Source organism: Roseateles flavus (genome assembly GCF_039872765.1).
GTDB lineage: Bacteria > Pseudomonadota > Gammaproteobacteria > Burkholderiales > Burkholderiaceae_C > Roseateles_B > Roseateles_B flavus.
Genome location: NZ_JBDPZC010000001.1, coordinates 143,372 through 169,134 on the forward strand (window position 1 = coordinate 143,372; position 25,763 = coordinate 169,134).

Below are 25,763 nucleotides of genomic sequence, written 5' to 3' on the forward strand. Positions count from 1 at the left end.
GTGCGCCCTCGGGGGCGACGGCTCAACCGGCGGTCTTGAGCAGCTTTTCCATGTTGATCACGAGCTTGAGCTCATGCGGCGCCAGGCTGGCAGCGACGGCCTGCGTCTGCAGCCGGGTGTCCCGCGGCACAGGGCCGCTCAAGGGCGCGCCGCTCTTGCCGATCAGTGCCGCCACCAGGGGCTCGGTGGCGCTGTGGCCCCGCCGCACCACGATGCCCTGCTCGCCATTGGCCAGGCGCACGAGGCTGCCCGGCGGGTAGAGCCCCACGGCCTTGATCACGGCAGCGCCGGCCTCGTCGGGCTGCTGGAGTTCGTCCAGGTAGATGGCGCGCACCGCGGCGGCGCCGGACAGGGCCTTGCGGGTGCGGCGCGGGCTCAGGCGGGCGCCGAAGATGTCGATGCGGCGCAGCAGGCGCGCCAACTGGGCCACGGCCACGCGCCCGGCCAGGGGGCCGGGGCCGGCCTCGTGGTGCAGACGCACGGCGCCCAGCCAGAGCTCCTCCTGAACGCCCAGCTGGCGCAGCAGCTGGGCGCTGCGGTCACCGTGGTCGAGGAGCTCCGCGCGCTGGCGCTCGCTGGGCCGGTCTTCCTGAGCTGCCAGCCGGTCCTGCAGCAGCGTGGTGCTGAGGTTCATCGTCAGCGCCGCGTTGTGCAGCGCCCGCGTGCCTTCCTCCGCCCAGCCCAGCTGGCGCGCCACGAGGTCCGCGACCAGCAGGCACAGCACGGCATGGCGGGCGCTGTAGCGCTGGAAATCCTGGCTCGCATCGTGGACCAGCAGGGTCAGCACGGCGTCCGGCCGCTGGCGGAATCGCTGCAGGGCCTCCTCGCGCAGCGTTTCCAATCGGCCAAGGAAGTCTTCGCGCGGGTCCTTGAGCAGGCTGTGGGCGTGCAGGTGCAGATCGGTCCAGAAGGCCGGCTCCGTGAGTTCGGCGACGGCGCGCGGGTTGCGTTCGGCGCGGTAGTCCGCCTCCACCTTCACGATATTGGCCAGCGAGGCGCCCTGCATCATCAGGGTGTCCATCTTGTGGACCAGGGCCTTCTGATATTCCTTGGTTTCATGGGCCAGAACCCAGGCGCCGCGCTGGATCAGGGCCTGGACCTGGGGGGTGTTCTGCAGGGTCTGGCCGGCGGCGAACAGCAGCTTGCCCTCGGCGTCACGCACAGAGAAGGTCAGCACCTGGCCGATGCGCAGGCTGTGGGGAGGAAGAGGGACGAGTTCCACGATCAGGAATTATTTCGGCGCGGCGCAGTATGGTCTTGAGCCAGGACGGGAAAGCCGCGCGTAAACCCTGCGAGTGCGTAAAATCCGGCACGTTCGAGGAGCGTTGCGACGCCCCGACCGGCAGCCCGCCGGTCAGCGCCAGGCTCGAACCCGGTGGCCCGCCCTCCCCCGAGAAGCGGAGCCCCCCTGCCAACGACGCTCACCGAGTCCCCAATCCCTGGTGGCCGAGGTGAGTCCTGCGCCCGGCCGCCCTGCAGCATCGCCTGCAGCTTTCGCATCGCCGAGGTCCCCATGTCCACCACCGCCAGCACCATCGTCCAGCCCATGAAGCTCTCGGGCCTGGAGCCCGTGGAGATCGGCCAGGGCACGCTGTTCGTCAACGTGGGCGAGCGGACCAACGTCACCGGCTCCAAGGCCTTCGCCCGCATGATCCTGGAGGGCCGCTACGAGGACGCGCTGTCCGTGGCCCGCCAGCAGGTGGAGAACGGCGCGCAGATCATCGACATCAACATGGACGAGGCCATGCTGGACAGCAAGGCCGCCATGGTGCGCTTCCTCAACCTCATCGCCTCCGAGCCCGAGATCGCGCGCGTGCCCATCATGATCGACTCCTCCAAGTGGGAGGTGATCGAGGCCGGCCTGAAGTGCATCCAGGGCAAGGGCATCGTCAACTCCATCTCGCTGAAGGAAGGCGAGGCCGAGTTCAAGCGCCAGGCCACCCTGGTGCGCCGCTACGGCGCTGCGGCCGTGGTGATGGCCTTCGACGAAAAAGGCCAGGCCGACACCTTCCAGCGCAAGACCGAGATCTGCCAGCGCGCCTACCGCGTCCTCGTGGACGAGGTCGGCTTCGCGCCCGAGGACATCATCTTCGACCCCAACATCTTCGCCATCGCCACCGGCATCGAGGAGCACGACAACTACGCCGTGGACTTCATCGAGGCCACGCGCTGGATCAAGGCCAACCTGCCGGGCGCGAAGGTCTCGGGCGGGGTGTCCAACGTGTCCTTCAGCTTCCGCGGCAACGACCCTGTGCGCGAGGCCATCCACACCGTCTTCCTCTACCACGCCATCCAGGCGGGCATGGACATGGGCATCGTCAACGCCGGCATGGTGGGCGTCTACGACGACCTCGAGCCGGTGCTGCGCGAGCGCGTGGAGGACGTGGTGCTGAACCGCCGCCCGGACGCCGGCGAGCGCCTGATCGAGGTCGCCGAGAGTGCCAAGGGTGCCGCCAAGGACGACAGCGCCCGCCTGGCCTGGCGCGCCGGCAATGTCAACGAGCGCCTCTCGCACGCCCTGGTGCATGGCATCACCGACTTCATCACTGAAGACACCGAGGAATGCTGGCAGGCCATCCGCGCCAGCGGTGGCCGGCCCCTGCATGTGATCGAGGGCCCGCTGATGGCCGGCATGAACATCGTGGGCGACCTCTTCGGACAGGGCAAGATGTTCCTGCCCCAGGTGGTCAAGAGCGCCCGTGTGATGAAGCAGGCGGTGGCCCACCTCGTGCCCTACATCGAGGAAGAGAAGCGCCAGCTGGCCGCCTCCGGGGGGGACGTCAAGCCCAAGGGCAAGATCGTCATCGCCACCGTGAAGGGCGATGTGCACGACATCGGCAAGAACATCGTCACCGTGGTCCTGCAGTGCAACAACTTCGAGGTGGTGAACATGGGCGTGATGGTGCCCTGCCAGGACATCCTCGCCCGCGCCAAGGTCGAAGGGGCGGACATCATCGGCCTCTCCGGCCTGATCACGCCGAGCCTCGAGGAGATGCAGCACGTGGCCGCCGAGATGCAGCGTGACGACTACTTCCGCATGAAGAAGATCCCCCTGCTGATCGGCGGCGCCACCTGCAGCCGCGTGCACACGGCGGTGAAGATCTCGCCGCACTACGAGGGCCCGGTGGTCTATGTGCCCGATGCCTCGCGCTCGGTGGGCGTGTGCTCGGACCTGCTGTCCGACGAGCGCGCCACCCGCTTCATCGACGAGCTCAAGGCCGACTACGACAAGGTCCGCGACCTGCATGCCAACAAGAAGCAGACGCCCCTGGTGAGCCTGGCCCAGGCCCGCGCCAACAAGCAGCGCCTGGACTTCGACGCCTACACGCCGCCGGTGCCCAAGTTCCTGGGCCGCCGCGAGCTGCGCAATGTCGACCTCGCCGAGCTGGCCGCCTGCATCGACTGGGGTCCCTTCTTCCAGACCTGGGACCTGGCCGGCGCCTTCCCCGCCATCCTCAAGGACGAGGTCGTGGGCAGCGAGGCCCAGCGTGTGTTCAGCGACGGCAAGCGCATGCTGCAGCGCCTCATCGACGGCCGCTGGCTCACCGCCAATGCCGTCTTCGGCCTCTACCCCGCCGCGCAGGTGAATGACGACGACATCGAGATCTACCGCGACGAATCCCGCAGCGAGGTGCTGATGACCTGGCGCGGCCTGCGCATGCAGTCGGAGCGGCCGGTGGTCGATGGCGTGATGCGGCCCAACCGCTGCCTGGCCGATTTCATCGCGCCGAAGGGCACGGTGCCGGACTACGTGGGCCTGTTCGCCGTCACCGCCGGCATCGGCTGCGACAAGAAGGAAGCGCAGTTCCTGGCCGACCACGACGACTACTCCGCCATCATGCTCAAGGCCCTGGCCGACCGCCTGGCCGAGGCCCTGGCCGAGCGCCTGCACCAGCGCGTGCGCACCGAGTTCTGGGGCTATGCCAGCGGCGAGCAGCTGGACAACGAGGCCCTCATCGCCGAGCAGTACCGCGGCATCCGCCCGGCGCCGGGCTATCCGGCCTGCCCGGACCACCTGGTCAAGCGCGAGCTGTTCCGCGTACTGGACCCCGAGGCCATCGGCATGGGCCTGACCGAGTCCATGGCCATGACGCCGGCCGCCAGCGTCAGCGGCTTCTACTTTGCCCACCCCGAGGCCAGCTACTTCAACGTCGGCCGCATCGGCGAGGACCAGCTGAAGGACTGGGCGGCCCGCTGCGCCCTGGACGAGGCCACCGCCCAGCGCGCGCTGGCGCCGCTGCTGGGCTGAGTCCGGGCCCGGCGCGTCCGGGCGCGGAACGCTCTCTTACAACTGTGACCGGTTCGGCTGTCGGCCGAATCGGGTCGCGTGGCATTCTTGGATGGCAGTCCGTCCCTTTTGTGGCGTGGCTCGCGGAGCACCAATGAAAATACCTTTCTCCTCCAGTCAAATCATTGCCGGCGTGCTGGGTGCCGGCGTCCTCCTGGCCGGCGCCTTCGCCGTGGGCCGGGCCTCGTCTCCAGCGGCGGCTCCCACGCCGGTGGCCGCGCCCGCGGTGGACGCCGATGCCGGGGCCAGCCCGCAGGTGCCGCTGAAGCAGGCGGCGGCCGACACCCGCAATGGCGGCCCCGCGGCCAAGGGCAGCGAGCCCGGCCGTCCGGCCGGCCCCTCGGCCTCGGCCAGCCCCGCGCTGTGCGCCGAATGCGCCCGTGTGGTCGAGGTCCATGAGGAAACCCGGCAGGGCAAGGCCAGCGGCATCGGAGCCGTGGGTGGCGCCGTGCTGGGCGGCCTGCTGGGCAACCAGGTGGGCGGCGGCACCGGCAAGAAGATCGCCACCATCGGCGGGGCCGTGGCGGGCGGCTATGCCGGCAACGAGATCGAGAAGCGCCAGAAGTCGCACCGCGTCTGGGTCGTGCGCCTGAGCCATGCCGACGGCAGCACGCAGCGCCTGGAGCAGGGCCAGGACCCCGGCCTGCGCGCCGGTGACGTGGTCGTGGTGCGGGACGGCCGCATCGAGCGCCGCGAGCGCTGATCCTGCCTGCCCCTCAACGGCAAAGGCGGCCTGCGGGCCGCCTTTGTCTTGGTGCCTGGCTCAGCGCCTGAGCCAGCCGGCCGCTCAGCGGCTGTTGGCGTTCACGATGCCCTTGAAGTCATAGGGCACGACGATGGTGTTCACCTTGCCGGCGGCGATGCCCTCGGCGATCTTCAGCTGGGCCTGCGCGTTCATGTACTCGATGGCCTTGCTGTTGGCGTTGAGCGCGGCAATGCGCTCGGCCTCCTTCTTGGCCGTCTCCACCTCGATCTCCTTGGCCCGCAGCGCGTTCTGCGCGGTGACCACGGCATTGGCCGAGGCGATGATGTCGTCCGCCGGCATCACATTGCGCACCTGCACCAGGCTCACGGTCAGGGCCTGGTCCAGCTTCTCCGAGGCCAGGGTCTCGGTGACGATGCGCTTGATCTCCTGCTCGATCTTCTGGCGGTTGTCCGCCACCGACAGCGCCTTGTACTCGCGCACGGCCTTGTAGGCGGCGTTGTTGGCCACCGTGGTCATGTAGCTGTGCATCAGGATCCAGTCGCGCTCCTCCTTGTTGAAGGTGTGGAAGCTGCGGCTCTTGGTGCTCCAGAGGTCGGACACGCTGCTGGGGCTGATGGAGTAGACCAGGGTCAGGTCGAAGTCCTTGAGCGTGCTGTTGTCGGCGGTGAGCGGGTTCTTGTTGTCCAGGACGACGGCGATGTCGCGCACCGGGAAGGTCAGCACATCCCCGAACAGGGTCTGGTTGAAGCTGCCGGGCATGAGCTCGGCGCCGCTGATCTGCTTGTCAATGCCCACGCGCAGACCGACCTCACCGGTCTCGATGCGGGTGCAGGCGCCCAGGGTCAGGGCGGCCAGCAGCAGGGCCAGGGTGGCGGGGCGGATGGTGGTCTTGGGTGTGCTCATGGGTCCCTCTCAGAAGAAATGAATCATCGCGGCGGCCAGGACGCCCGCCAGCACGGCACCGACGGCCGCCCAGCGCAGCCACTGCAGCCAGGCGATGGCCTGGCGCCGGTTCAGCGATCGCAGCCAGATCAGCAGGCCCAGGCAGGCCAGCCACAGCATCAGCAGTACCAGCCACGCACGCAGCAGGCTCATGGCGATGTCCCTCGCGGTTTGGTTTGTCTGTGTTTCCGCGCGCATCATTCCACAAGCCCGTGACGCTGCCGGACTTCATCGTGCCGCGGGCCGCCGGGGCTGTCGGGCCTCCACCACAGCCCCCTTCCGGTGCTCAGGGCAGGGGCGCGTCCTGTTCGAAGGGATAGCGCACGCCCAGCCGGGCGCGGATGCGGTCCATCCAGCCGAGGATGGCCAGGGACTCGCCATGCCGCATGCGCGGGCTCTCGACGAGACCGGCGCGGATGCAGGCCTGCGCCTCCTCGATCTCGCCCTCAAAGCCGTTGATGCGCCAGGGCGCGTCGACGAGCTGCTCTGCCTGGCCGTGGGGCCGCAGGACCAGCTGCTGGCTCTCCCAGAAGTTGCGCGGCAGGCTGATGGAGCCGCGCTCGCCCAGGATCGTCAGCGCATTGGGCGAGCTGGCGTCCAGACCGCAGAGGAACTGCGCCGAGATGCCGCCCTCGAAGCCCAGCAGGCCCTGCACCCGCAGGTCCACGCCCGTGGGCGCCAGCCGGCCCTGCACATCCAGCTGCTGGAGTTCGGGGACATGGCCCAGGGCCTGCTCCAGCACCCAGCGCGTGGCGGTGAGGTTGTAGATGCCGATGTCCAGCAGGGCGCCGCCGGCCAGGGCCGGATCGAAGAGGCGGCTGTGCGGGTCAAACGGGGCGGGAAAGCAGAAGCTCGATTCGATGGCGCGCAAGGGCCCGATGGCCTGCTCGCGCAGCCAGCCGCTCAGCACCTCGTAGGCCGGCAGGAAGCGCGTCCAGACTGCCTCCATCAGGAAGACGCCGCGCTCGCGTGCCAGTGCCACCAGGGCCTCGCCCTCGGCGCGGTGCGGCACCAGGGGCTTTTCGCACAGCACGGGCTTGCCGGCCCGCAGGGCCGCGCGCACCGGCTCGCCATGCTGGGCATGCGGCGTGGCGACATAGACCGCGTCGATGGCCGGATCCGCCAGCAGCGCGGCCAGGTCCGTGCTGACGCGGGGGGCGCCGGCCGGGTCGGGCCACTGGTCCTGGCATTGCCTCGAAAAGGCGGTCGCCCGTTGCGCGTCGCGGCCATGGACGGCGGCCAGCCGGCTGCCGGGCAGGGCGCTCAGGGCGTGGGCAAAGCGCCGGGCGATCTTGCCGGGGCCGATGAGGGCCCAGTTGAAAGTCTTCATGAGCAGCGGGGGGGGAGGGGCGGGGCGAAGGGCGGGCGCAGGCCCGGTGCCCAGCCCCGTCGAGTCATTGAGCGCGGGCATTGTGGCCCTGGCCCGCCGTGGACCGGTTTCAAGTGGGTTTCATGAGGGATTCATGAGGGAGTGCCGTGCCGTGGCGTCGGGCTTGCTGCCGCCTGGGACGGCTCATTGCCTCACCAGCGCTCGCCGCAGCTGCACCGCCTCGGCCACATGCGCTTTCTGGATCGCGTCGTCGCCGGCCAGGTCGGCAATGCTGCGCGCCACCCGCAGCAGCCGGTGCTGGGCCCGGGCGGACCAGCCCAGGGCGGCGATGCTGCGCTCCAGCAGGGCCTGGGCGGCCGGGTCAGCCCGGGCGTGGCGGTCCAGCTGGGGCGGGCTCAGCTGGGCGTTGACGCAGTCCTGGCGCGCGCGCTGGCGCTCGCGGGCCTGCTGCACGGGCTGCGCCACGGTGGCCGTGTCGTCGCCATCCGGGGCGGCGGCGAGGAGCTCTGGCGGGAGGCCGGGCACCTCCACCATCATGTCGATGCGATCCAGCAGGGGGCCGCTGAGACGGCCCTGGTAGCGGGCGACCTGGTCCGATGTAGGAATTCAAACTTCCTGACCTCGCTTTGCCAAGGAATTCAAAGTGATGATCGCCATCTTCGCAAAGCAAGCCGGTCGCGAGTTGCAGGCATGTCGACTTTGCACCGCACTCATTTCAAAGATGACGAAACGCGGAACGGTAGGACCGTTTGGCTCGGATCGCTAGGATCGGCCCGCCAGTGAATCACCATCGCCGTGGCGTACCGACCCTCGATGCGATCGTGGCCCGAATTCCATTGTCGAGGACGAGTTGCGCATGCTGGGGCTGACGGGTACTTCATATAGCGTCGTGATCAACAAGTCCAATGCCGGTGAGCACCGTTTCGCTTGCTCCCACACTGACCGATGGGCGACCGTCTCCTCAAGGCTGGTCAGAGTCATTCGCGTTCGGCGGCCTGCGTGGCGGCTGCGATCGGTACCGACCATTCGACTGACAGCGGCGCGTCTGTCCGCTACACCTTCGATAGCGCCAGTTCGAGTCCGCCTGCAGCAGAAATTCACTACGGGCAGACGAGGCCTTCCGCAGCTCAACCGCCTTGACGGCTGGTTCACCGTAAGCGGACAGGCATGTCATGTTGACTTCGACCAGCGGGACGGAGCGACATTCGTGCGTGCTGCCATGACCGCATGCGCGCTGCGACCACAGAACGACTCGTTCTAGCCTCTTGCGTCGGCTATCGAGCTTCTATGCCGTACACGTCGAGAAGCACCGGTGTTCGATGATGTCCTGTGAAGGCGTGGTACAGCTGGCCCGTAGCGGTCACTTGACGGCCAAGCATCCTTGCTACCTCCTTGGGCTTGACGTGTGAGGGAGCCAAATGCACGACGATCTGGTCGCGTTCGAACGAATTGTTGTCCTTCTCAGGATGCGCCGATGCTGTCACGCAGATCGGTGCATCCAAGAGCAAAAGGAAAGCACGCTCGCGGCTATCCGTAGAGGGGGTCTCTCCGTAGTTCGGCGGGCCGTAGTACGGTCGGCTAAGCAGCGTTCCAATCAACTTGGTTGAAGTGCTGTCATAGCTAAGGCAAGAACTGGAAAGTTCACTTGCATCGGGCGTTGCCGCGAGCGCAGCAGGGACGACACAAAGAGCGAGCGCCAGGCCAGCGAAGCGGCGGCGGCTGAATGGGTTCCGGACAAAGATGTTCATATGGCTTGAAGGTTTCACTGTCAGTGCGAGAACCGCTCGGTGATGATGCACGGCTGACAATAAATTCACAGTGCACTTCGCGGGTGAAGGTCTTCACGCGGCGGAAGAAAACTTCCGTTCATCTGGGGTGAGCGGTTGGCGCTGGACCCAACGATTTGGCAACAGCTCATGAACCTCAGAGGCCCGCTGGGTTGGGAGCCGCCGCAACACGTCGCAGAGGTACGAATAGGGGTCGTGCCCGTTGAGCTTGGCCGTTTGTATCAAGCTCATGATGGCCGAGGCGCGCTGCCCGGCGAGCAGCGTCCCGGCGAAGAGCCAGTTCTTCCGCCCGGTGGCCGAGGGCCTGATCTGCTGTTCGTTGAAATTGTTGTCGATGGGCAGCGCGGGGTCGCCGAGGTAGCGCGTCAGCGCGGCCCAGCGGTTGAGGCTGTAGTCCATGGCCTTTGCGGTCGCCGAGCCATCGGGCACCTTCGGCCGGAACTCCAGCAACCACTTGTGCAGAGCCTGCGCGACAGGTGCCGCGCGCGCTTCGCCACACGGCCTGTATTATTACGAAAGAGGACTTCGATCGAACCCGCTCATGCGATTCCTTTTGCTTGCCGCTTGCTTTCTCGGCCAAGTCCAGGCGGCGGACTGCACGCATCTGGTGTTCTCGGCGAACCCGAATTACCCGCCCTTCCATTGGTCCGATCGCGGCGTCCTGCAAGGGGCCAGTATCGAGCTGACGCAGCGCATCTTCAAGGAGCTCGGCGTCAGCGCGGAAGCGCGTTATCTGGGCCCTTGGAGCCGGGTACTGCGGGCGGCCGAGACCGGGCAGATTGATCTGATTCCCGCGCTCAAAATCACACCTGAGCGCGAGGCATTCCTTCAATTCACCGCGGCGCGCTTCTCTGCCAATCCGATGGCGGTGTTCGTGCGCGCCGATCAGCGCTTCGAATACAGCGGCTGGAACGACCTGATCGGCCGCGGCGGCCTGGTCGCGCGCGGCGACCGCTTCGGCGAAGGATTTGACGAATTCCTGCGCGACAAGCTGACCGTGGTCACAAGCAACAGCATGGAGGATGGGTTCGCGAACTTGGTCCGCCGGCGCGGCGACTACTTCGTCACGAGCTATTTCGCCGGCCGCGCTTATCTCGCAGGCAAGGGCCAGGACGCGTCCATCGTGGCGCTAACGCCAGTGCTCAACCAGGGCCCGGTGCACCACGGCTTCGTGCGCAGCTCGCCTTGCAGGGCCTTGGCCGAGCAGGTGTCCGACAAGCTGCGCGCCTATGAGGCAGACGGAACCACAGAGCGCTTGCTTGGCAAGTACCTCGAGAAGTGGCGCCTCATGGCGCCGCGGCGTGTCGAATAGCGCAGACCTCGGACCCGGTCGCGCTCGGTTGCTTCGATGAAGTCGCTCGGCTGGAGACATGCCAGTGGTGGCGCGGAAGCCTTTGACTTGGCATTCACCCGCTGCGCCAGCGTCCCGATTCACGATTCGGCCGCCGCGCATGCGCGAACGCTCGAAGGGTTGCTGTAGACCCGCACAACCCTTCCCAGGGTCGCGGCTACGTTGAAGCCAACGAAATCAGAAGCGCAACGATGACAACAACGACCTCGCGCCAGACAGTTGTTGACAGAGTGTGGCCAGTCGTCGGATTCCCAATGACCGACAGCTTACGCTACAAAGCAGCCGGTCGCGGTGCGACTACGGCTTCAGGCTGAAGGCCGCAGCGGCATCAGCCACTCGGCAAAGGCCCGGACGTCCTGCAGGTCCGCCTGCTCGCCGAAGAACCGCAGCTGCCCCTGGCGATGCAAGTGCTCCAGTCCTTCGAGCAAGCGCCGCCGGAACAGGCGCGAGAGCACCCGCACAGGCAGGAAGAACCCCGGCCGGCAGGCGACCCAGGTCTTGCCGTCGGGTGCCAGCCCTCCGCCCGGCACGATGCCGTGCACGTGCGGATGGTGCGTCAGCGCCGAGCCCCAGGTGTGCAGCACCAGCGTGGCACCGATGCGTGCGCCCAGGTGCTTGGCATCGCCGGCAATGGTCAGCAGCACCTCGGCCGCCATGTCGAACAGCAGGCCATAGATCGCGGCCTTGTTCTGATAGGCCAGGTCGGCAATCGGTGCGGGCAGCGTGAAGACCACGTGGAAATACTCGACCGGCAGCAGGTCGGCCTGCCGGGCATCGAGCCAGCGCTGGGCCGCGGGGCTCTGGCACTTGGGGCAATGCCGGTTGCGGCAGGAGTTGTAGCTCACCTGGTCGGTGCCGCAGCCCTCGCAGCGCAAGACATGGCCCCCCAGTGCCGCGCTGCGGCACTGTTCAATGGCCGACATGACCTTGAGCTGGCCCAGGCTCAGGTGGCCGCGCTGAGAGGCTCGCCAGGCAGGACCGTGGGTGCGGAAGATGTCGGCGACCTCCAGGGCGGAGTGCGCCACGGCGCGCTATGGGGCCGAGGGGTGCACTGAATGTGCCGGCTGCACCGCCTCCAACGGATTGACCACCTCGCGCAGGATCTCCGTGGCCACGTGTGTGTAGATCGAGGTGGTCTCCAGCTTCTTGTGGCCCAGCATCACCTGGATCACGCGGATGTCGACCTTCTGCTCCAGCAGGTGCGTGGCGAAGCTGTGGCGCAGCGTGTGCATGGTCACGCGCTTGTCGATCCTGGCGGTCTGGGCGGCGATGTGGACGGCGCGGTTGAGCTGGCGCGCGGTCAACGGCTCCACCGGGTTCATGCCGGGGAACAGCCAGCCGCCCGGCAGCATCTTGCCCTGGGCATGGGCCAGTCGCCACCAGGCACGCAGGCGCTCCAGCAGCACGGGCGAGGGCATGGCGTAGCGATCCTTGCCGCCCTTGCCCTGCTCGACCCGCAGCGTCATGCGCTGGCTGTCGATGTCGGTGACCTTGAGCGCGACCACCTCGCTGACGCGCAGCCCGGTGGCATAGGCGACGGACAGGGCCGTCTGACTCTTGGGGTTCGGCGCGGCTGCGATCAGGCGCGCGACCTCGTCGCGGCTGAGCACGACGGGCAGCTTCTGCGGCACGCGCACGGTCTGCATCCTGGCCATCAGTTCGCCGCGCCCCAGGGTGATGTCGAAGAAGAACTTCAAGCCGGTGATGGTGGCGTTGAGCGTGATGGGCGAGGTGCCCTGATCGACCAGGTAGAGCTGGAAGCGGCGCAGGTCCTCGACGGTGGCGGTGTCGGGCGAGCGCTGGAGGAAGGTGGCCAGCTTGCGCACGGCGCGGAGGTAGGCGGTGCGCGTCTTGGGTTCAAGCTTGCGCATGCGCATGTCTTCGACCATGCGCTGGCGCAGCGGTGAAACAGCTTCGGACGATGGCTTCATGATCCTGCTCCTGTTGAAGAGCGAGGCGGAATTCCTCGCTGCTCAACGGTGGCAGGAATGTGGCTACGAGCGGCAGCGAGCCTGGCCGAAGCGGCTACCGCGAGAGCGGTTTAGTCCTCCGCTGCATTGCCGCCATTGGCAACCTGAGGTCAGGCTCAGGCCGATTGTGGAGGTTCACCGACGACCGCTCTTCGACACCTCAGTGCTCCTCAGGGAGCCCAGCGGACTGCTGCGGGGCGCTTCAGGCGCGCGGTAGGACTTGCCGCTGAGGGAATGGCGCCTGGGAGGACTGCAATCGCTGCTGGGATGCCAGTTGATCTTGCAGCGACCTAGCGGCGATGGCCTGATCCTCACTGGCGCAGCTGTGCCCATTGCTGCCGGCGGATCCGCTGTTCGATCAACTGGGCCAAGGCTTGGGCGCGCTGCAATTCTTCAGCGCTCATGGTGGCATTGCTGTCGCATGCGTAGGCGATGGCGCAGCGCTGACTACGCACCCAAATTTCCATACCAGGATCTTTGAGAAAGGTTTTAATCAATGCGTCCTGGACCCAATAGGCCTGCCGTGCGCTGGCCTGGAACTCGCGCGCAAGCAGCGGGCGCAAATCATTCTCCAGCCATAGGCTGAACGGCACGGGATAGGCCTCGGGCATAGACAGCACCTGAGTCATTGCCTGGAAATGCGCCTGTGGGCGCGAAACGGCAACGCCCCCTTCCATGTCAATTCGAGTCCGGTCAAGTCTGGGCATCGGAAGCTTGCGGAAGCCCTCCATCCATGCCCCGGTATCCACGGTGGCACATTCCCGAAGCAATCGTGCGCGCGCGTCATTGACCTCCGCCTTCAAGCGTTCAGGGTCCTGGCCGCTGCCTGCAGGATTGCTTATCACATCGCCTACTTCAACCGGCTGGCGGTAGCTGTCGGCTCCAAGGCAGAACGAGGCCAATTGAAATGCCAAGGCCCTATCTTTTGGATCTCGCGCGGTGAGTGCCTCTGCGTAGATCTCTGCCAGTGGTCGTCCTAGTATGGGCCGCTCCTGCATTGCAAGTGCAGGTGTTGAAGCAGCCGACTGGTGAGACATTGGGGGCTTAGGACTATCGACCACCCGTGGCGTTTGAGGTGCGAGAGAGGGAGCCTGCTCGGAGGTTATTGAGCCCGCGACTTGGAGCTTTGGGGCTGCGGCAACGGTCTCCGAAACGGAAGTACGCCCGTGAAGCCAAATGGCGGTCGCACCGACCGCCGCCACACAAGTCGCGCTCCAGACGACGGTTCTGAAATTCAATTCGAACACTCTTCCACGCGGCTCCAAGTCAACCCCATTTTTGACTGTACCCCGTTGCAGGCGGCAGTAGCGACGCCAGTCGTTGCCACAGGATTGAAGGCGGTCTTCACTTTACCGACGCAAAACTGCATAGCCCGAGCCATGTACACCCCCGAAACTTCACCGTCTTTTGGGCAAGGGAAGGTCAATCCCTTTGCAACATCTGCTGCCGCATCAGCCCGCGGATCCGACGGGCTGGGGTCCGGTGCGCCTGGGCCACGCGGCGTTGGAGTAGGGCAGCTACGGCCGCAACCCGGTCCTGTCCCGCCGCCCCCTCCGATGATGCCACCGCCGCTACCCCCACCGCCGGTCGATTTGCCGTTGTTCTCGGACGGCGGCAGTTGCACTGGATCCTCGGCAGTGCCTTCTGCTTTGGCAAGCTGAGGGACAAAGGAAAAGGCGATTGCTGTGCAGACGGCAATCAGGCCGGATCTGGTGTTGAGGCTGAAAAGACTTTGACGCATCACTATCCTCCGTTCGTTTTTGATTCGTGTTCAAGTCCGTGGCCACCTCTTTGGTCACTGACTAGCCCTCCACTCCCGCAGATGGCGGCGCGAATGCTATGGGTGCGGCGGAGCCATTCGTACTGTCAACTGTTACACCTTGGCCCCGAATTGACTGTCGGCGGGGCGGCTGTCGCACCGCAATGCTGGATGGGAGTGACCTGCCCGGCTTCTCCGAGACACTAATTCCAAGAGAAGATGGCTCCAACCCCCGAGGAGCCCATGAGGAAGAGATGAAAGACAGGCCAGTGATCGACGCCCTCTACGAGGCGCTCCTGAACGGAGACGACGAGCAGATTCAGGCTATCCAGCAGCATCGGGCGTTGGAGTGTCTGGACTTGCGGTTCCTGGCTTGCACGGACGATCCCGGAGCCGTGGATCTGAATCTGGGCTTGGGGATTCAGTCCTGCGAGTACGTCATCCCGATCTTCGAAGGCCCGCGAGCGCGATTGATGTCGCGACACACAGCGATCCAGCAAAGGATTTCAGGCGGGCAATCCAATGTCCTCATCGACTACTCGCTCTGTTTCGATTCGAATTTCGCCGAGAAGCTGAAGTGCCTCGTGCTGGGCAAGAACATCGATCCCGTCGAGCAGGCGCGGGTGATCGAGGTTCTTCGTCTGAAGGCCATCAATCCTCGCGTGCAGTTCGATGTCATGCCATTCCTCCTCGAGAACACGCGGCTCACCAGGGATGACCCGAAGAATCTACGGCCACTCGACACGCTGATCGCCTTTCGGATGCTCGACCATCTGGACTGGAAAGCTTTCCGCGATGACCCAACTCAGTTGCTGTTCGACGCCAGCGTCGACAGCCTTCGCGAGCGCCTGCAGCCTGCAGAAGAGTCTTTCCTTGCCAGCCTGAAACTGGACGTGCACGTGCTGCGTCAGGAAGCAATAGCGCTGGGAACGCAGGCCCTGCTTCTGCGATTCGCATCCTTATGGAAGGCACACGCACGGGATCGGCGAGCCGTCATGCGCGACCTTGTGGACTTCAGCCTCTTCGAACTCGGCAGCTTTCCCGCCACTGAACTAACTCTCATTTGGAGCGGCATACGCGAGAAGGATGTCGCGCCGTTTTTCGGCCCGCTGATTAATCCGTCTCACAAGATCGTCCACGCGTCGCGCGGCATGGCCTGGGATATGACCCATTTGCGCGCCCTCCAGGACACGACAAGGCAATCGCAACTCGGCTCCTTTTTCGTCCCCTACTTCGTCTCGTTCGATGCCAGGTGGCGTGACCTTCTGAGGCTCAACCCGATCCGCCTGCTCCTGATCGACGACGGTCGGCACAGCCTGAACGCCGGCCGGGTCAATGACCGCGAGTTTCAACTGCTCCTGAACGACGTCATGAGCGATCAAGCGAAGCAGGCCTTCTCGACCGAGCAGGTCGAAGCGCGGCGGCTGGGAGCCCGCCAGCCAGATCGTTCCGCCCGCCAGGCACTCGTGGATCGCGAAGTTCAAGCTTGGGCCTGAGCGCTCGAAAGCGTTGCCGCAGAGGCCAGGCTTGCTTCCCCTACTGACGCAGTGCTGCGGTGAGCAGCCAGGCCAGACGCGAGGCAGCTTGCGCAATGCGCTCACACAGGACTACATCGAACGTAGTAATGTAGCTGGGAGCCAAATCCCGGTCAGTAGGCACAAAGTCCGGGGTCCGACTCACTTGGCAGGACTCGATGGCCCAGGCCTCCGGCGAGGCTTGGTGATCTGAAGATGAAGGTAGCCGCGCCTCCACGCTAGCGCGTAGTGCGTCGATCCCGCCTGGTCGATGCTTGATCAGCAGGCTGTCCCAGAGCGCATGCAAGTTCGTCCCACGCCCGAAGGCGCGAAGCTGGTGCAGGTTCCCGCCCTTGTCCGACGCGCGCCCTGCGTGAAGGGGCTGGTGCACGTCGGCTACCAAGTGAATGAGGTACTTCAGGGCCTTCAGCTTCTCTTCGTCCGGCGCCTGGCCTGAAAGCACGCTGGCCTGACGCTTGATCGCTTCCACAACGCACGCATCGCCGGGGCAGTCTCGTTCGGGAACGTAGCTGCAGTCATCTGGAAGACTGACAAAGTGCCATCGAGCTGTTGATCCGCCCTTGATGTCATCCGCCCAGGTCGCCACCGATCTCATGGTGGCGCCAGGCTCCAGCGCCAGCAGTCACATCACCTCAGTTCGAGTCGACTAGTCAAGACGCTGTTCGGCGAGATCGGCGATCATCCGATGCCCGTCCGCACCCCAGGCATAGACCGAGCCGGCAGCGACCGCAAGCGCGCCCCAAGCCAGCAGCCGCACGGCGCAGCGTCCGATCCACCACCGCTTTGCCGCATCTCGCACGTCAGCCCACGGTCGTTCCGGCCTCAGGTACGACGGGCCAGCTGTAGTGATCATTCTCGCGGCGTGCCCATCGCGCTGGCGTCAGCATCCTTCGCGCGCTGGATGACGCGCACACGAACCTCATCGGCAGTGAGTTGCCCAGTGATCATCGCCTCGCAATCGGCGAGGAAATCCGCCGAGGGCACATGCCCCTCTAGGTGGGTACTCGCCAGTGCTTGCTCGAGGTGCCAGCGGCGCATCGCCACGCTTCGACCGTCCGACCTTGTGTCGCTGGACGACGGATCAACTTCTGTGTCGGATCGGCTGCTCACCGTGGCCTCAACTCAGCAGGTTGTACATGGGCTTGCTGCAGGCCTCGCCAGCCCGAGCAGGGACGATTTTCCTCGATGTGCGACCCGTTTGACGTTCGAGGGCTTAGACACCACGTCTGGCCACAGTTTCGCAGCACGGTATAAATCTGATCCACCTCGACATCCAGGCATTATCAAAATTCGTCGCGAACGTCTTGCCATCTACCGATGACGCGCCTAAAGTCGTGCGAGTTCAAAAATGATCTCGATAGGCGCAAAAGTACCAATGGGCGCGAGTTTCAAGGACGATTTACTTGCAGAGTATGGGCCGTTCATGCCAGCCCGCGCCATCTGCAAGCTGCTGCACTACCCGACGGTGGGAGCACTCACTGCGGCGAAGAAGCGCGGCAGCCTTCCATTTGCTCCTCTGGCCCTCAAGGGAAGGCCCGGGATTTACGCTGCCACGGAAGAGATTGCGGAATATGTTTTGGGTACTTTGGCCGCTGCCAAGGCAATGCAGGCGCAAGCGGCTTATCCCGAGGAAGCAAATACTTTATCCGCAACACGAAAGTCAATTGCCAATAAAGGATAGTTTGAGACTCCATCAAACTATATTTTCCACTCCAAGCAAGGAAAAGGAATCCCCAGAGCCAGAAATGAAAACCGCCGCGAGCCCGGGAAGGCTGCGGCGGTTTAGAGCGTCCCTGCGGGCACTCTGAAGAGTAAGCACCTTCAGTATCTGCCTCCAGGCGCAAGTCGTCAACCCAACACCAGCCCCGAACGACTGCTTCCAAGCGGTCGTTGCGGAAACCCGTCGACTTTTGATACTTGAAGGAGGTCACATGACCATATCCTCAGCGGAGCTCTTGCCCGTCGGCACTGGGCGAGCAGCCTCCCAATCCCTCCCTAGCCTCCTGCGTCCGTGGCTCCTGCGGCGCGCAGCCGTCCTGCACAGCGGACCTCGTCGCCGCTTCGCCGCTCTGTTTCAAGCCCGAATGGAGCAGTCGCCAGGCCCAACAGGCGAGCGCCCCATTCCGCATGTGCTGCCAGGCCATCGAGCGGCGCACGAGAACTGGCTTGTCTACACGCAAGCCAGATGTCTCTTCCGCACCCCTCGTGGTGCCGTTCAACGGAATCCACTGGATCCACGAACGGCAAGAGACCGGTCTCTGGTAACGCACTAGTCCCGTGACGGCGGCCCGCCATCGGCAGGCCGCCATCAAGCATCCACGCAAAGGAGGCCCTATGGCCCAGTCCTTGGCAGCGCGCTTGGCCGAGATGCTCGGACAGGAACTGCGGCACAACCCCCGCCGGCTCGTCACTCGATCCGGCTTCCGCAAACGCGGCTTTCACAACTCATGGCGCTTTGGGCGCCTGCCCTGGGAGTCTGCTATCGAGCGCCAGATGCTGGCGCGGCTCTGCCAGTCCTGGCTGACCGCCCAGTTGGAGGTGCAGCCCATCGCTCTTCAGATTCCGTGCACGACGGATGAGCGAGGCTATTTCACCTACGAGCCTGACGCCATCGCGCTGGATAGGCGCGAACAGATGTACGTCGTTGAAGCCAAGAGCTTCGAGGATCTGCAGACCGACGACGTCCAACGAAAGCACCGCGACATCCGCATTTGGCTCCAGTCTCGCTCGGTGACCTTCATCGAAGTCACCGAGCGAGATCTCGGCACGTCAGCCCTGACGGAAAACCTCAGGCTCCTGAGAAGGGCCGGCCGCCAGTTGCCCCTTACCCGTCAGCTTGACGGCACGCGGGCGCTGATCCTGCGCCACCAGCCGGCGACCTTCGAGGACCTGACGACGGTGCTCGGGAGATCCCGGGCCGTGCACGCCCTGGCGCACGGCCATCTGACTTTCAACATTCACCAGGTCCTCGGCCCTTCGACCGCCTTGGACACCCAACCCAATGAGGCCAACGATGCAGCTCTTTTCATTTACGCCCGGTCAGCCGTTTCGGCTGTTTAAGCAGCGCTACTTCGTCACGGACGTTCGAAATGACATCGTGACTGCGCGAGACGAGGCCACGGACGCAGTCAAGGACTTTGAGGCTTCCACGCTGTTGATGCACTACAGCGCCAAGAACCTGAGGGCAGACAAACCTCCAAAGAAGCTCGCCGAGCGTCGCCCGCCGTCACGCATCAAACGATCTACGCCGTTGCTGGCCGACGCCAGCGAGAAAGCCGTCGACTCGAGCCGGCGGAAGTACGCCTACCTCAAAGCCATCGCGCAGGCCGGCGTTCCATTCAAGGCCGGCGACCCCGCGTTGATCGAAGTCCTGCAAGACGTGGCTGCCAGTCGAGGCGAGGACTCCCCACCCAGCTTCTCCAGCCTGAGCCGGACGCGCAGTCGATTCGTTCGCTCCGGCGGCGACCCAGCGTCGTGCCTGCCGCGCTACGACTTGCGCGGTGCACCAGGCAAGCCGCGCTTCAACGCAGCCATCGAACGCGTCCTGCAGTTCACGATCGACAACCACCATATGACGATAGAGGCGGAGTCGATGCGCTCCTCCTATGACGAGTTCAGGCGGGTTTGCATCGAGAAGCATGGACTCGATGATGGCTTTGACGCCTCGATGCTGCCGTCCTACTCCACCTTCCGACGGCGGGTTATGGCGCGCAGCGCCTACGAGATCTACGCGGCAAGGAATGGAGAGCGTGCTGCCGAGAAGACCTTCCGCCACGCCCGGCCAAACCACGACAAGCCTGGCCTGAATGAGGTTTGGGAGATCGACCATACCCCTCTCGATCTCCTCGTCGTCGACACCCTTCGCGGCATGGTGGCCAAGAGGCCGCGCTTCACGGTAATCCTCGAAGCCTGCACGCGCTCGGTCATGGGGTTCGACGTGGACTTCACCGGAGACTCCAGTCAGGCAGTCCTCAACGCGCTTTGCCACGCCATCACCCCGAAGACCTACGTCAAGCAGCGCTACCCGGACATCGAGCACGCCTGGCCGTGCCACGGCGCCCCGCTGGTCCTGCGATGCGACAACGGCAAGGAGTTCCACTCAGAATCCGTCAGAAAGGCCTGCGAAGAAGTTGGCATCGAAGACATTGAGTACTGCGCTGCACGCAGACCAACCTCCAAGGGCAGGGTCGAGCGCTTCTTCAGAACCATGTCGGAGGGCTTCTTGCGCTCGCTTCCTGGCTACGCCGGCCCGGATTTGCAGCGCCGCAAGGATCTCGAGGAGGCGAACTTGCCGGTGATCGACTTGGAGACGTTCGTCCACCTACTGCACATCTGGGTGATCGATGTCTACATGCAGAAAGATCACAGCGGGAGCCCATCATGAGCAGCCCCGTCGAACGCTGGAATCAGCTGGCCTCACCGGATCGCCTGGAGCTACCGGTAGATCCTGACGAGTTGGAGATCATTTGCTCGGACGCCGATGTGCGAGTTATCAGCCACGAAGGTATTCAATGGCGCGGCACCATGTTCCAGAGCCATGCGCTGCAGCAGTTAAGGCGCAAACTCCCGGAGGCCTGCGGCTCCAAGGTTACGGTTCGCTGCAACGGCCACATGGCTCGAATCTGGGTTCGAGACCCCGCTGATGGCAGCCACCTGGAAGTCTTGAACACTGATCCAGACACCAAGGATTTGACAGTTCAACAGATTCTCGACCTTGACGCTGTGCGCGGCAAGGCCGGCACTCCAGGGCGTCTCACTGCAGCTCAGGGCCGTAAGCGGATGAAGGACTACGCTCGACAACTGCAGGACTGCAAAACCAGGAAGGCCAAGAAAGCCCTCCTGCGGCTTCTGAATCTGACTGCCATACCAGAGACGCAGGCGACTCCCGACGAGGCATCGCTCAAGTCCAGCTCCACGCCGAGCGCCGCATCTGGCGGAGGCGGCGGCAGGAGTTCGCACCGTCGCAAACCAGCAGCCAAGTCCGAGCAACCAACCTCGAGTGTGCATAGGGGAAGCGGTTCGCCTCCACCGCAAAGCGCGAACACACCTGTGCCGCGCTTCAAGACGGCTCCCCATTCACACCAATCTCACAACTCAGGAGGTCAACCATGAGCTGGTTCGTGAACACCCCCTCCTTCGAGCAAGCTTGGGGCAGGCTGGCCGCCTGCCATGCCAGTTTTCGCTCCCAACATGGGCCGCAGCATTTGAGGATCCTGGGGCAGACTGGTGTCGGCAAGACGTTCTTGTTCAAGCGCTATCTCGCGGAACACCCCCGAAGAGCGCTGGACGACCGCGATCTCATTCCAGTCTTGTTAGTACCCATCCCGTCCACGCCAACCGGGAAAGGCGTCTACGCCGCGATCCTTCAGGCCATGGGTGTGGCGAACGTCGGCAACGCGACTCAGGAAAAACTGCATGACCGCGTGGTCACCTTGATTCGGAACCTGGGTGTCGAAATGCTGATGCTTGACGAAATCAACCATCTGGTTGATCGCGGAAGGCGGCGCACGCATGAAACAGTCACAGACCTCATCAAAGAGTTGGTCGACGCGATCGAAATTCCGACAGTATTTGCTGGTGCTCGACGCTCATCTGAGCTCTTCGACACCAACGCCCAGCTCCGCTCGCGCGTCACTGCCGTGCATTCCCTAGAGCCCTTCGACCTCGATGCGCGCTTCATGGAACTGCGCGGGTTCATCCTCAGTTGGTTGGAGCAGAGTCATCCGCCGGAGCAGGCCGATTGGCTGTCTTCTGAAGATCTTGCAACGCGCATCTTCTATGCCACGGACGGCATGCAGCGGCAATTGGCGTTGCTTCTTAACGCAATTCCTGTCTGGGGTGGGGAGCAATCGCTGTCGCCTGAACTGCGAATGCCTGATCTAGCGCAGCTGTTTCGGGACCTGCTTTGGGAGATGGCGCCTACGGCGCTGAATCCCTTCGGGGACAAGTTCGTGTACCGGCGATTGAATCGGCGCGGCGAGCCCTACTGGCCAACGCCTCTGGATGGCGACAATCACCGTGATCCGTCCTGATTCCGGCATTGCTGGGGCGTCCGTCACCGGACGCCCATTCGCTGCTCTTCAAGGTCACCCCGGCAATGTCGGTGAGGCGCCCCGAATCGGTGGCCGACTCGAGCGAACTCTCAACCCAATCAGGGTGAGGCCTGGTCATCTCGTCGTTGGAAATGGTTCTGAGCCTGAGTCAATTCGTTCCTGGCTTCATCGCTTCGCATCAGCGAATGGGCACGCCGACATCTGGGATGTCGTCGCTGCATCCAAGTGCAGGCGAATGCTTCGCCAAGATCTTGACTGGGATGGCCCATGCAGCTCGCGGGCCATCGAGTTGGCGCGCGCCTGCCGTGTCGATGCCGGTGATCTCATCCCACACTTCTTGCGGACGGGTGCATCGAGATCCATTCGATGGCACGCGTGGCTCCTACGCGGCAAAGATGATTTGTCGAAGGGCGAGTCTTCCAAGCACGTAATCTGCCCCAAATGTGTGGCCGCTCAATCGATGCCGATGTGGTCCAAGGCATGGCGCCTCGCACTGACCTTGCATTGTCCGGAGCATGAATGCTGGTTGCTGGATCGCTGCTCAAATTGCGCAGCCGAATTCAACCTAGGTCGGCAGCGTAAGGCAGGCTTAGGTGTGTGCGAAACCTGCGGGCTCCGAATCGAAAAGATGCGCCCCGTATCGACGCACTCCTACGACGCCGGCCTGGACTTTCTGGATGCATGCCCCAGTTCGCGCCAGTTCCTTGCATGCGCTGAACAAGCTGCAGTTCCCGATCCATGGTGGCTCACCGTACGTTGCTTGCGAATGTTGGAGGCGCCAACGCTCACTCTGTGGGCCTCGACCAGAGTCGGCGCAGCGCCAGCGGCTTTCCAGGGGATGCTTAATCAACTCGCGCCTGCAGTTACTGGATTTCTTGATTTCGGAAGCTTCTGCTCGTGGCCGATCGAATGGCGACGTGACGCTCTGTTTGCGACATATCAGGCCCTACATTGCGCCCCGGACCGAATGCTTGCGCTGTCGAACCACCTCCTCCAGCGGCATATGCAGCTTTACGGCCGCACGCGTGGGAGCTTCACTTGGCGAGCTGAAGGCGAGCACGGCGCACTAGCCCCGGAAAAGCCCCCTTCACATAGATCGCTTCGGCGGGTTGCGCCGCTAATTTCAACGCAAGGTGGCCACCGCCTATCGATCAATTGGCCAATCAAGCGTCGTCCAGATGCATCTTCATTTGCGTGGGACGCACTGCCATCGACACCGGTTTTGTGCACCCAGAGTTACGTCATGGCGATGAACTGGCGACTGGGCCAACTCAGCGGCAGACGTGTCCGGCGCATGCGGCTGCTAGAGGAGGCTCGTCAGGCGCTTTGCCAACTCGGTGATCAGACCGACTCCCTCCTTTGCTGGAGCAAGCGGCAAGTCCGTTGGCTGAACGCGGCATTGGAGGCCGGGCAGTTGCCTCTTTTCACGCAGGAACCCCAGGAGAAGGCACTGTGAACGGATCAGCCCCGGGAGCCCGCACCGGCCCTCCGGTCGCGCTTCGGAGCACAGCTCCAGCGCTCTTGCTCGTCCGAACAATTCCTGGGAATGTCAGCGACCCGACTGACCGCGAGTCCATGGCCTCCTGGGTATTTCGTCTAGCGAAGGCCAATGGGTTCCAGACTGCAGGCGACCTTTTTAGTCAGATGAAGATGCGGATGCCGGACTTGGGCCGAGTAGACCTCGACGAAAGCGGCCGGCGCGCTTCAGCCCTTTTGATGGACCTGACAGGCTTTGACCAGACCGTCCTAGAAAGACTCCAGTTGACGGCGCTTTTGCAAGTGTTTGGCGCGACCGATGGGCGCACTGGCCACCCCTGGGTCATTGATGCCGGCATGGGCCCCAAGAGCTCCATGGGAGCCCGCCACGCTGTCTGTCCTCGATGTCTAGCTGAAGACGCGGCCCCTTACTGGAGACAGGCGTGGCGCTTGTCAGTCATAACCCACTGTCAGCGTCACGCGTGCCTGCTCACAGGGCAGTGCAGCAACTGCGGCGCCGCCCCATTGATTTCCTCAACCCGAGCAACTGCGCTCGGACGATGCCACGCGTGCGATCGTCCCTATGGCCCAACCCGCAGGAGCTACTTCTACATGCAGGACCGATGGCTTGCGGTTCATCCCCTCGAGATGCAGTCAGACCATCCAAACGTCCGAGTTGCTATCCCCGCGGCGTGGTGGCAAGGCGTTCACATCCTGCTTTCGCTCGTCACGAAAAAGCATCGCGCCAGAAAGCTTCTCGACGCCGACTTGCCGATCCGCCACCGAAGGTGCCTGTCGAGAATCGCTATGGGATCGATGCCCCGCTTCATCGATGCCGATCTCGAGTCACGGCGACATCAACTGCACCTTGTAGGTTGGCTTACCGCCAACTGGCCTTGTCGCTTCGCAACCGTCATGACGCAGGCTGGCCTGTCCGCCACCGATCTCCGGCACTCCGAATACCCCGTTCCGCATTGGGTCAGTACCGTCAGCGAATCCATGCTGGTTCGACGGGGATATCGGGTCAACAGCGCGGAGGTCTCCGAAGCCATCAAGGTTCTGTCGGCGCAGGGCAGGTCGCCCTCCAAGATTGAGCTCAAGCGCATGCTGAATGTCACCGAGGCCCGTGCGGTTGATGCTGCGTTAGGTTTAAGCGCTACCTGTCTGTCAGACAGCGAGCTCACGCGCGTACTCGCTCTCATCGACCAACGCGTCAAGGCCGCCCCACCAGGTCGCTCTGAATGGGCAAGTTGGGTGCGTGATGCAGCCTGCTTCGCCGCGATGCTTTGCAAAGGCCTCCGACCCCGCCAGTTGAGCAGCCTGACGCTGAACGACGGACTCTGCATGCTTAGAGAGCCTCCGTCGCTCGGCTCGACGACAGTCTCAAAGGCCGCAGCCATACACAAGCAGCACTTGGCCGCGTGGATGCAGACCTACATCCACAGAGTACGACCTTCCTTCCTTCGGCAATCTGCGCCCAGCGACTGCCTATTTCTGACTCGATTCAGCTTGCCCTACGGTGGGTTTGGCTTAGCCGAGCGATTGGCAGAGATTCTTCGCGAGGCCGGTGTCAGGGATTGGCGTCGCGGCGCGCTTCTACTTTCGGGGACCCGCTTGCAGCACCCAACGCCCGACATTGAGGGTGCAGTTCGCGCCGGTGCAAGCCAGCGACCACGCCACAGCGGCATAGCCGGTTCACCTGCAAATCAGAGGCAAACCCAGGAGTCGTCATGAAGTCCTTCAAGTCTCGAAAAGTTTTCGACTGCACCGGCGTCCAGTGCGACCGCTGCGGGCATAGCTCTAATGCTGCGGGCGAGACCATATCGAACTTCACGTGCATCGACTTCGACGCCACATGGGGATCGGCCTTTGGCGACGGTAATCATGTTGAAATCGACCTCTGCCACCAGTGCGCAAAGGACCTCCTTGGTGATTGGGTCCGCGTCACGCCTAGTCGATGGATCAGCGGATCCAAGGAGCGCGCCAGAGGCTCCTCCAAGAGTCCGAAGGAAATGACACAACCAACGAAGCCCAAGCTGCGCAGCAGATCGTGAAGCCCATCACATCCAGAACATGCGCTATGGGGCTGGATCCGGAACTGGCGGCAAGCATCAGCCAGACACCAAACGCTGATACGCCAGGCGCTATGTCGACGATATCGTCGTCCGTCGACATGGCCGCAATCATTGGGACGAACTACTTGACTGTCTGGCGGATCGAGCCAGTGTATACGCAGGCGATCGGCTCGCCCTTGCTGTAAACCACGGTCTTGCTGAAGTCACACACCAACATGACCGCAACATGCGACCACGACGCGCTGGTCTGGCAGACCTACGACTGGCCCAACGCCGAAAGCAAGAGCGAGGTATTTAGCGGCGGCCACAACATTGGGTTATGTTGCCTGCGCGGTGCCTGACATCTACGCCGCCTACGCGCGCCTGCAGCAGCATGACGTGACGATCAACTACCCAACTCGCGATGGGCAGGTGGCATGCTTGCGCCCGCCGCAACTCGATTGAGTTACAAGTCGGGGACACGCCTGCTCCAGCTGAGCCTTGGTCCGCGA

23 protein-coding genes and 3 pseudogenes are annotated in these 25,763 nt (G+C 64.0%); 14 read left to right on the forward strand and 12 right to left on the reverse strand.

Annotated features, from left to right (window positions below; translation table 11 throughout):
* Positions 1-22: 22 nt before the first annotated feature.
* Entirely contained in the window at positions 23-1,222 is a 1,200-nt protein-coding gene (locus tag ABDJ40_RS00715; protein ID WP_347604762.1) for an HD-GYP domain-containing protein, read from the reverse strand.
* Positions 1,223-1,375: 153 nt separating this feature from the next.
* Between ABDJ40_RS00715 and metH the strand changes: the two genes are divergently transcribed.
* Both metH and ABDJ40_RS00725 read left to right on the forward strand, forming a co-directional pair.
* Positions 1,376-4,249, forward strand: coding sequence for a methionine synthase (metH, locus tag ABDJ40_RS00720; protein WP_347604765.1), 2,874 nt, complete (start codon positions 1,376-1,378; stop codon positions 4,247-4,249).
* Between the two features lie 133 nt (positions 4,250-4,382).
* The gene (locus tag ABDJ40_RS00725) at positions 4,383-4,991 is read left to right on the forward strand and encodes a glycine zipper 2TM domain-containing protein (RefSeq protein WP_347604768.1); all 609 of its coding nucleotides are present in this window, start codon (positions 4,383-4,385) and stop codon (positions 4,989-4,991) included.
* 84 nt (positions 4,992-5,075) lie between these two features.
* On the opposite strand, the gene ABDJ40_RS00730 is transcribed toward ABDJ40_RS00725, so the two are convergent.
* The 6 genes and pseudogenes from ABDJ40_RS00730 to ABDJ40_RS00755 all read right to left on the reverse strand — a co-directional run.
* Positions 5,076-5,897: an SPFH domain-containing protein gene (locus tag ABDJ40_RS00730; protein ID WP_347604771.1), complete on the reverse strand. Its 822-nt coding sequence runs from the start codon at positions 5,895-5,897 to the stop codon at positions 5,076-5,078.
* Positions 5,898-5,906: 9 nt separating this feature from the next.
* Positions 5,907-6,089, reverse strand: a complete 183-nt coding sequence (locus ABDJ40_RS00735) for a hypothetical protein (protein ID WP_347604774.1) — start codon at positions 6,087-6,089, stop codon at positions 5,907-5,909.
* Positions 6,090-6,222: 133 nt separating this feature from the next.
* Positions 6,223-7,266, reverse strand: a complete 1,044-nt coding sequence (locus ABDJ40_RS00740) for a Gfo/Idh/MocA family protein (protein WP_347604777.1) — start codon at positions 7,264-7,266, stop codon at positions 6,223-6,225.
* A 183-nt stretch (positions 7,267-7,449) separates the two neighbouring features.
* Complete coding sequence (locus ABDJ40_RS00745; RefSeq protein ID WP_347607316.1) at positions 7,450-7,872, reverse strand: magnesium chelatase subunit ChlI family protein; 423 nt, start codon at positions 7,870-7,872, stop codon at positions 7,450-7,452.
* 668 nt (positions 7,873-8,540) lie between these two features.
* Positions 8,541-9,014 (reverse strand): DUF4431 domain-containing protein, encoded by a 474-nt coding sequence (locus tag ABDJ40_RS00750; RefSeq protein ID WP_347604780.1) that lies wholly within the window; start codon positions 9,012-9,014, stop codon positions 8,541-8,543.
* Between the two features lie 93 nt (positions 9,015-9,107).
* Positions 9,108-9,536, reverse strand: a pseudogene (locus ABDJ40_RS00755) (IS66 family transposase); the annotation flags it as partial.
* A 58-nt stretch (positions 9,537-9,594) separates the two neighbouring features.
* On the opposite strand from ABDJ40_RS00755, the gene ABDJ40_RS00760 reads away from it, so the two are divergent.
* Positions 9,595-10,365 carry a substrate-binding periplasmic protein gene (locus ABDJ40_RS00760; RefSeq protein ID WP_347604782.1) on the forward strand — a complete coding sequence of 257 codons (771 nt, stop codon included), beginning with the start codon at positions 9,595-9,597 and terminating at the stop codon, positions 10,363-10,365.
* Between the two features lie 356 nt (positions 10,366-10,721).
* Here the strand turns inward: ABDJ40_RS00760 and ABDJ40_RS00765 are convergent.
* The 3 genes and pseudogenes from ABDJ40_RS00765 to ABDJ40_RS00775 all read right to left on the reverse strand — a co-directional run.
* Positions 10,722-11,429: pseudogene (locus ABDJ40_RS00765) on the reverse strand (IS91 family transposase); the annotation flags it as partial.
* 6 nt (positions 11,430-11,435) lie between these two features.
* Positions 11,436-12,335: a tyrosine-type recombinase/integrase gene (locus tag ABDJ40_RS00770; RefSeq protein ID WP_347604785.1), complete on the reverse strand. Its 900-nt coding sequence runs from the start codon at positions 12,333-12,335 to the stop codon at positions 11,436-11,438.
* 350 nt (positions 12,336-12,685) lie between these two features.
* On the reverse strand, positions 12,686-13,288 hold the full coding sequence (locus ABDJ40_RS00775) for a hypothetical protein (RefSeq protein WP_347604788.1): 603 nt from the start codon (positions 13,286-13,288) through the stop codon (positions 12,686-12,688).
* A gap of 1,099 nt (positions 13,289-14,387) precedes the next feature.
* Between ABDJ40_RS00775 and ABDJ40_RS00780 the strand changes: the two genes are divergently transcribed.
* Entirely contained in the window at positions 14,388-15,629 is a 1,242-nt protein-coding gene (locus ABDJ40_RS00780) for a hypothetical protein (protein ID WP_347604791.1), read from the forward strand.
* A gap of 40 nt (positions 15,630-15,669) precedes the next feature.
* On the opposite strand, the gene ABDJ40_RS00785 is transcribed toward ABDJ40_RS00780, so the two are convergent.
* Together ABDJ40_RS00785 and ABDJ40_RS00790 are read right to left on the reverse strand one after the other, a co-directional pair.
* Positions 15,670-16,263 (reverse strand): S1/P1 nuclease, encoded by a 594-nt coding sequence (locus tag ABDJ40_RS00785; RefSeq protein ID WP_347604794.1) that lies wholly within the window; start codon positions 16,261-16,263, stop codon positions 15,670-15,672.
* A 254-nt stretch (positions 16,264-16,517) separates the two neighbouring features.
* Positions 16,518-16,706, reverse strand: coding sequence for an antitoxin VbhA family protein (locus tag ABDJ40_RS00790; protein ID WP_347604797.1), 189 nt, complete (start codon positions 16,704-16,706; stop codon positions 16,518-16,520).
* A 310-nt stretch (positions 16,707-17,016) separates the two neighbouring features.
* Between ABDJ40_RS00790 and ABDJ40_RS00795 the strand changes: the two genes are divergently transcribed.
* From ABDJ40_RS00795 to ABDJ40_RS00830, 10 genes and pseudogenes are all read left to right on the forward strand, one after another.
* The gene (locus tag ABDJ40_RS00795) at positions 17,017-17,349 is read left to right on the forward strand and encodes a hypothetical protein (protein ID WP_347604800.1); all 333 of its coding nucleotides are present in this window, start codon (positions 17,017-17,019) and stop codon (positions 17,347-17,349) included.
* Positions 17,350-18,002: 653 nt separating this feature from the next.
* On the forward strand, positions 18,003-18,728 hold the full coding sequence (locus ABDJ40_RS00800; protein WP_347604803.1) for a PDDEXK family nuclease: 726 nt from the start codon (positions 18,003-18,005) through the stop codon (positions 18,726-18,728).
* Positions 18,682-20,052 carry a DDE-type integrase/transposase/recombinase gene (locus ABDJ40_RS00805; RefSeq protein ID WP_347604806.1) on the forward strand — a complete coding sequence of 457 codons (1,371 nt, stop codon included), beginning with the start codon at positions 18,682-18,684 and terminating at the stop codon, positions 20,050-20,052. The genes ABDJ40_RS00800 and ABDJ40_RS00805 overlap by 47 nt, the downstream gene beginning before the upstream one ends.
* Complete coding sequence (locus ABDJ40_RS00810) at positions 20,049-20,780, forward strand: Mu transposase C-terminal domain-containing protein (protein ID WP_347604809.1); 732 nt, start codon at positions 20,049-20,051, stop codon at positions 20,778-20,780. The genes ABDJ40_RS00805 and ABDJ40_RS00810 overlap by 4 nt, the downstream gene beginning before the upstream one ends.
* Positions 20,777-21,700, forward strand: a complete 924-nt coding sequence (locus ABDJ40_RS00815; RefSeq protein ID WP_347604812.1) for a TniB family NTP-binding protein — start codon at positions 20,777-20,779, stop codon at positions 21,698-21,700. The genes ABDJ40_RS00810 and ABDJ40_RS00815 overlap by 4 nt, the downstream gene beginning before the upstream one ends.
* Positions 21,672-23,177: a TniQ family protein gene (locus ABDJ40_RS24700; protein ID WP_430765579.1), complete on the forward strand. Its 1,506-nt coding sequence runs from the start codon at positions 21,672-21,674 to the stop codon at positions 23,175-23,177. Before ABDJ40_RS00815 ends, ABDJ40_RS24700 begins: the two co-directional genes overlap by 29 nt.
* Positions 23,174-23,677: pseudogene (locus tag ABDJ40_RS24705) on the forward strand (TniQ family protein); the annotation flags it as partial. The gene ABDJ40_RS24700 and the pseudogene ABDJ40_RS24705, both read left to right, overlap by 4 nt.
* Before the next feature lie 132 nt (positions 23,678-23,809).
* Complete coding sequence (locus ABDJ40_RS00820; protein WP_347604815.1) at positions 23,810-24,931, forward strand: hypothetical protein; 1,122 nt, start codon at positions 23,810-23,812, stop codon at positions 24,929-24,931.
* Complete coding sequence (locus ABDJ40_RS00825; RefSeq protein ID WP_347604818.1) at positions 24,928-25,251, forward strand: hypothetical protein; 324 nt, start codon at positions 24,928-24,930, stop codon at positions 25,249-25,251. Before ABDJ40_RS00820 ends, ABDJ40_RS00825 begins: the two co-directional genes overlap by 4 nt.
* 236 nt (positions 25,252-25,487) lie before the next feature.
* Positions 25,488-25,613 (forward strand): hypothetical protein, encoded by a 126-nt coding sequence (locus ABDJ40_RS00830; RefSeq protein ID WP_347604821.1) that lies wholly within the window; start codon positions 25,488-25,490, stop codon positions 25,611-25,613.
* Positions 25,614-25,763 lie beyond the last annotated feature (150 nt).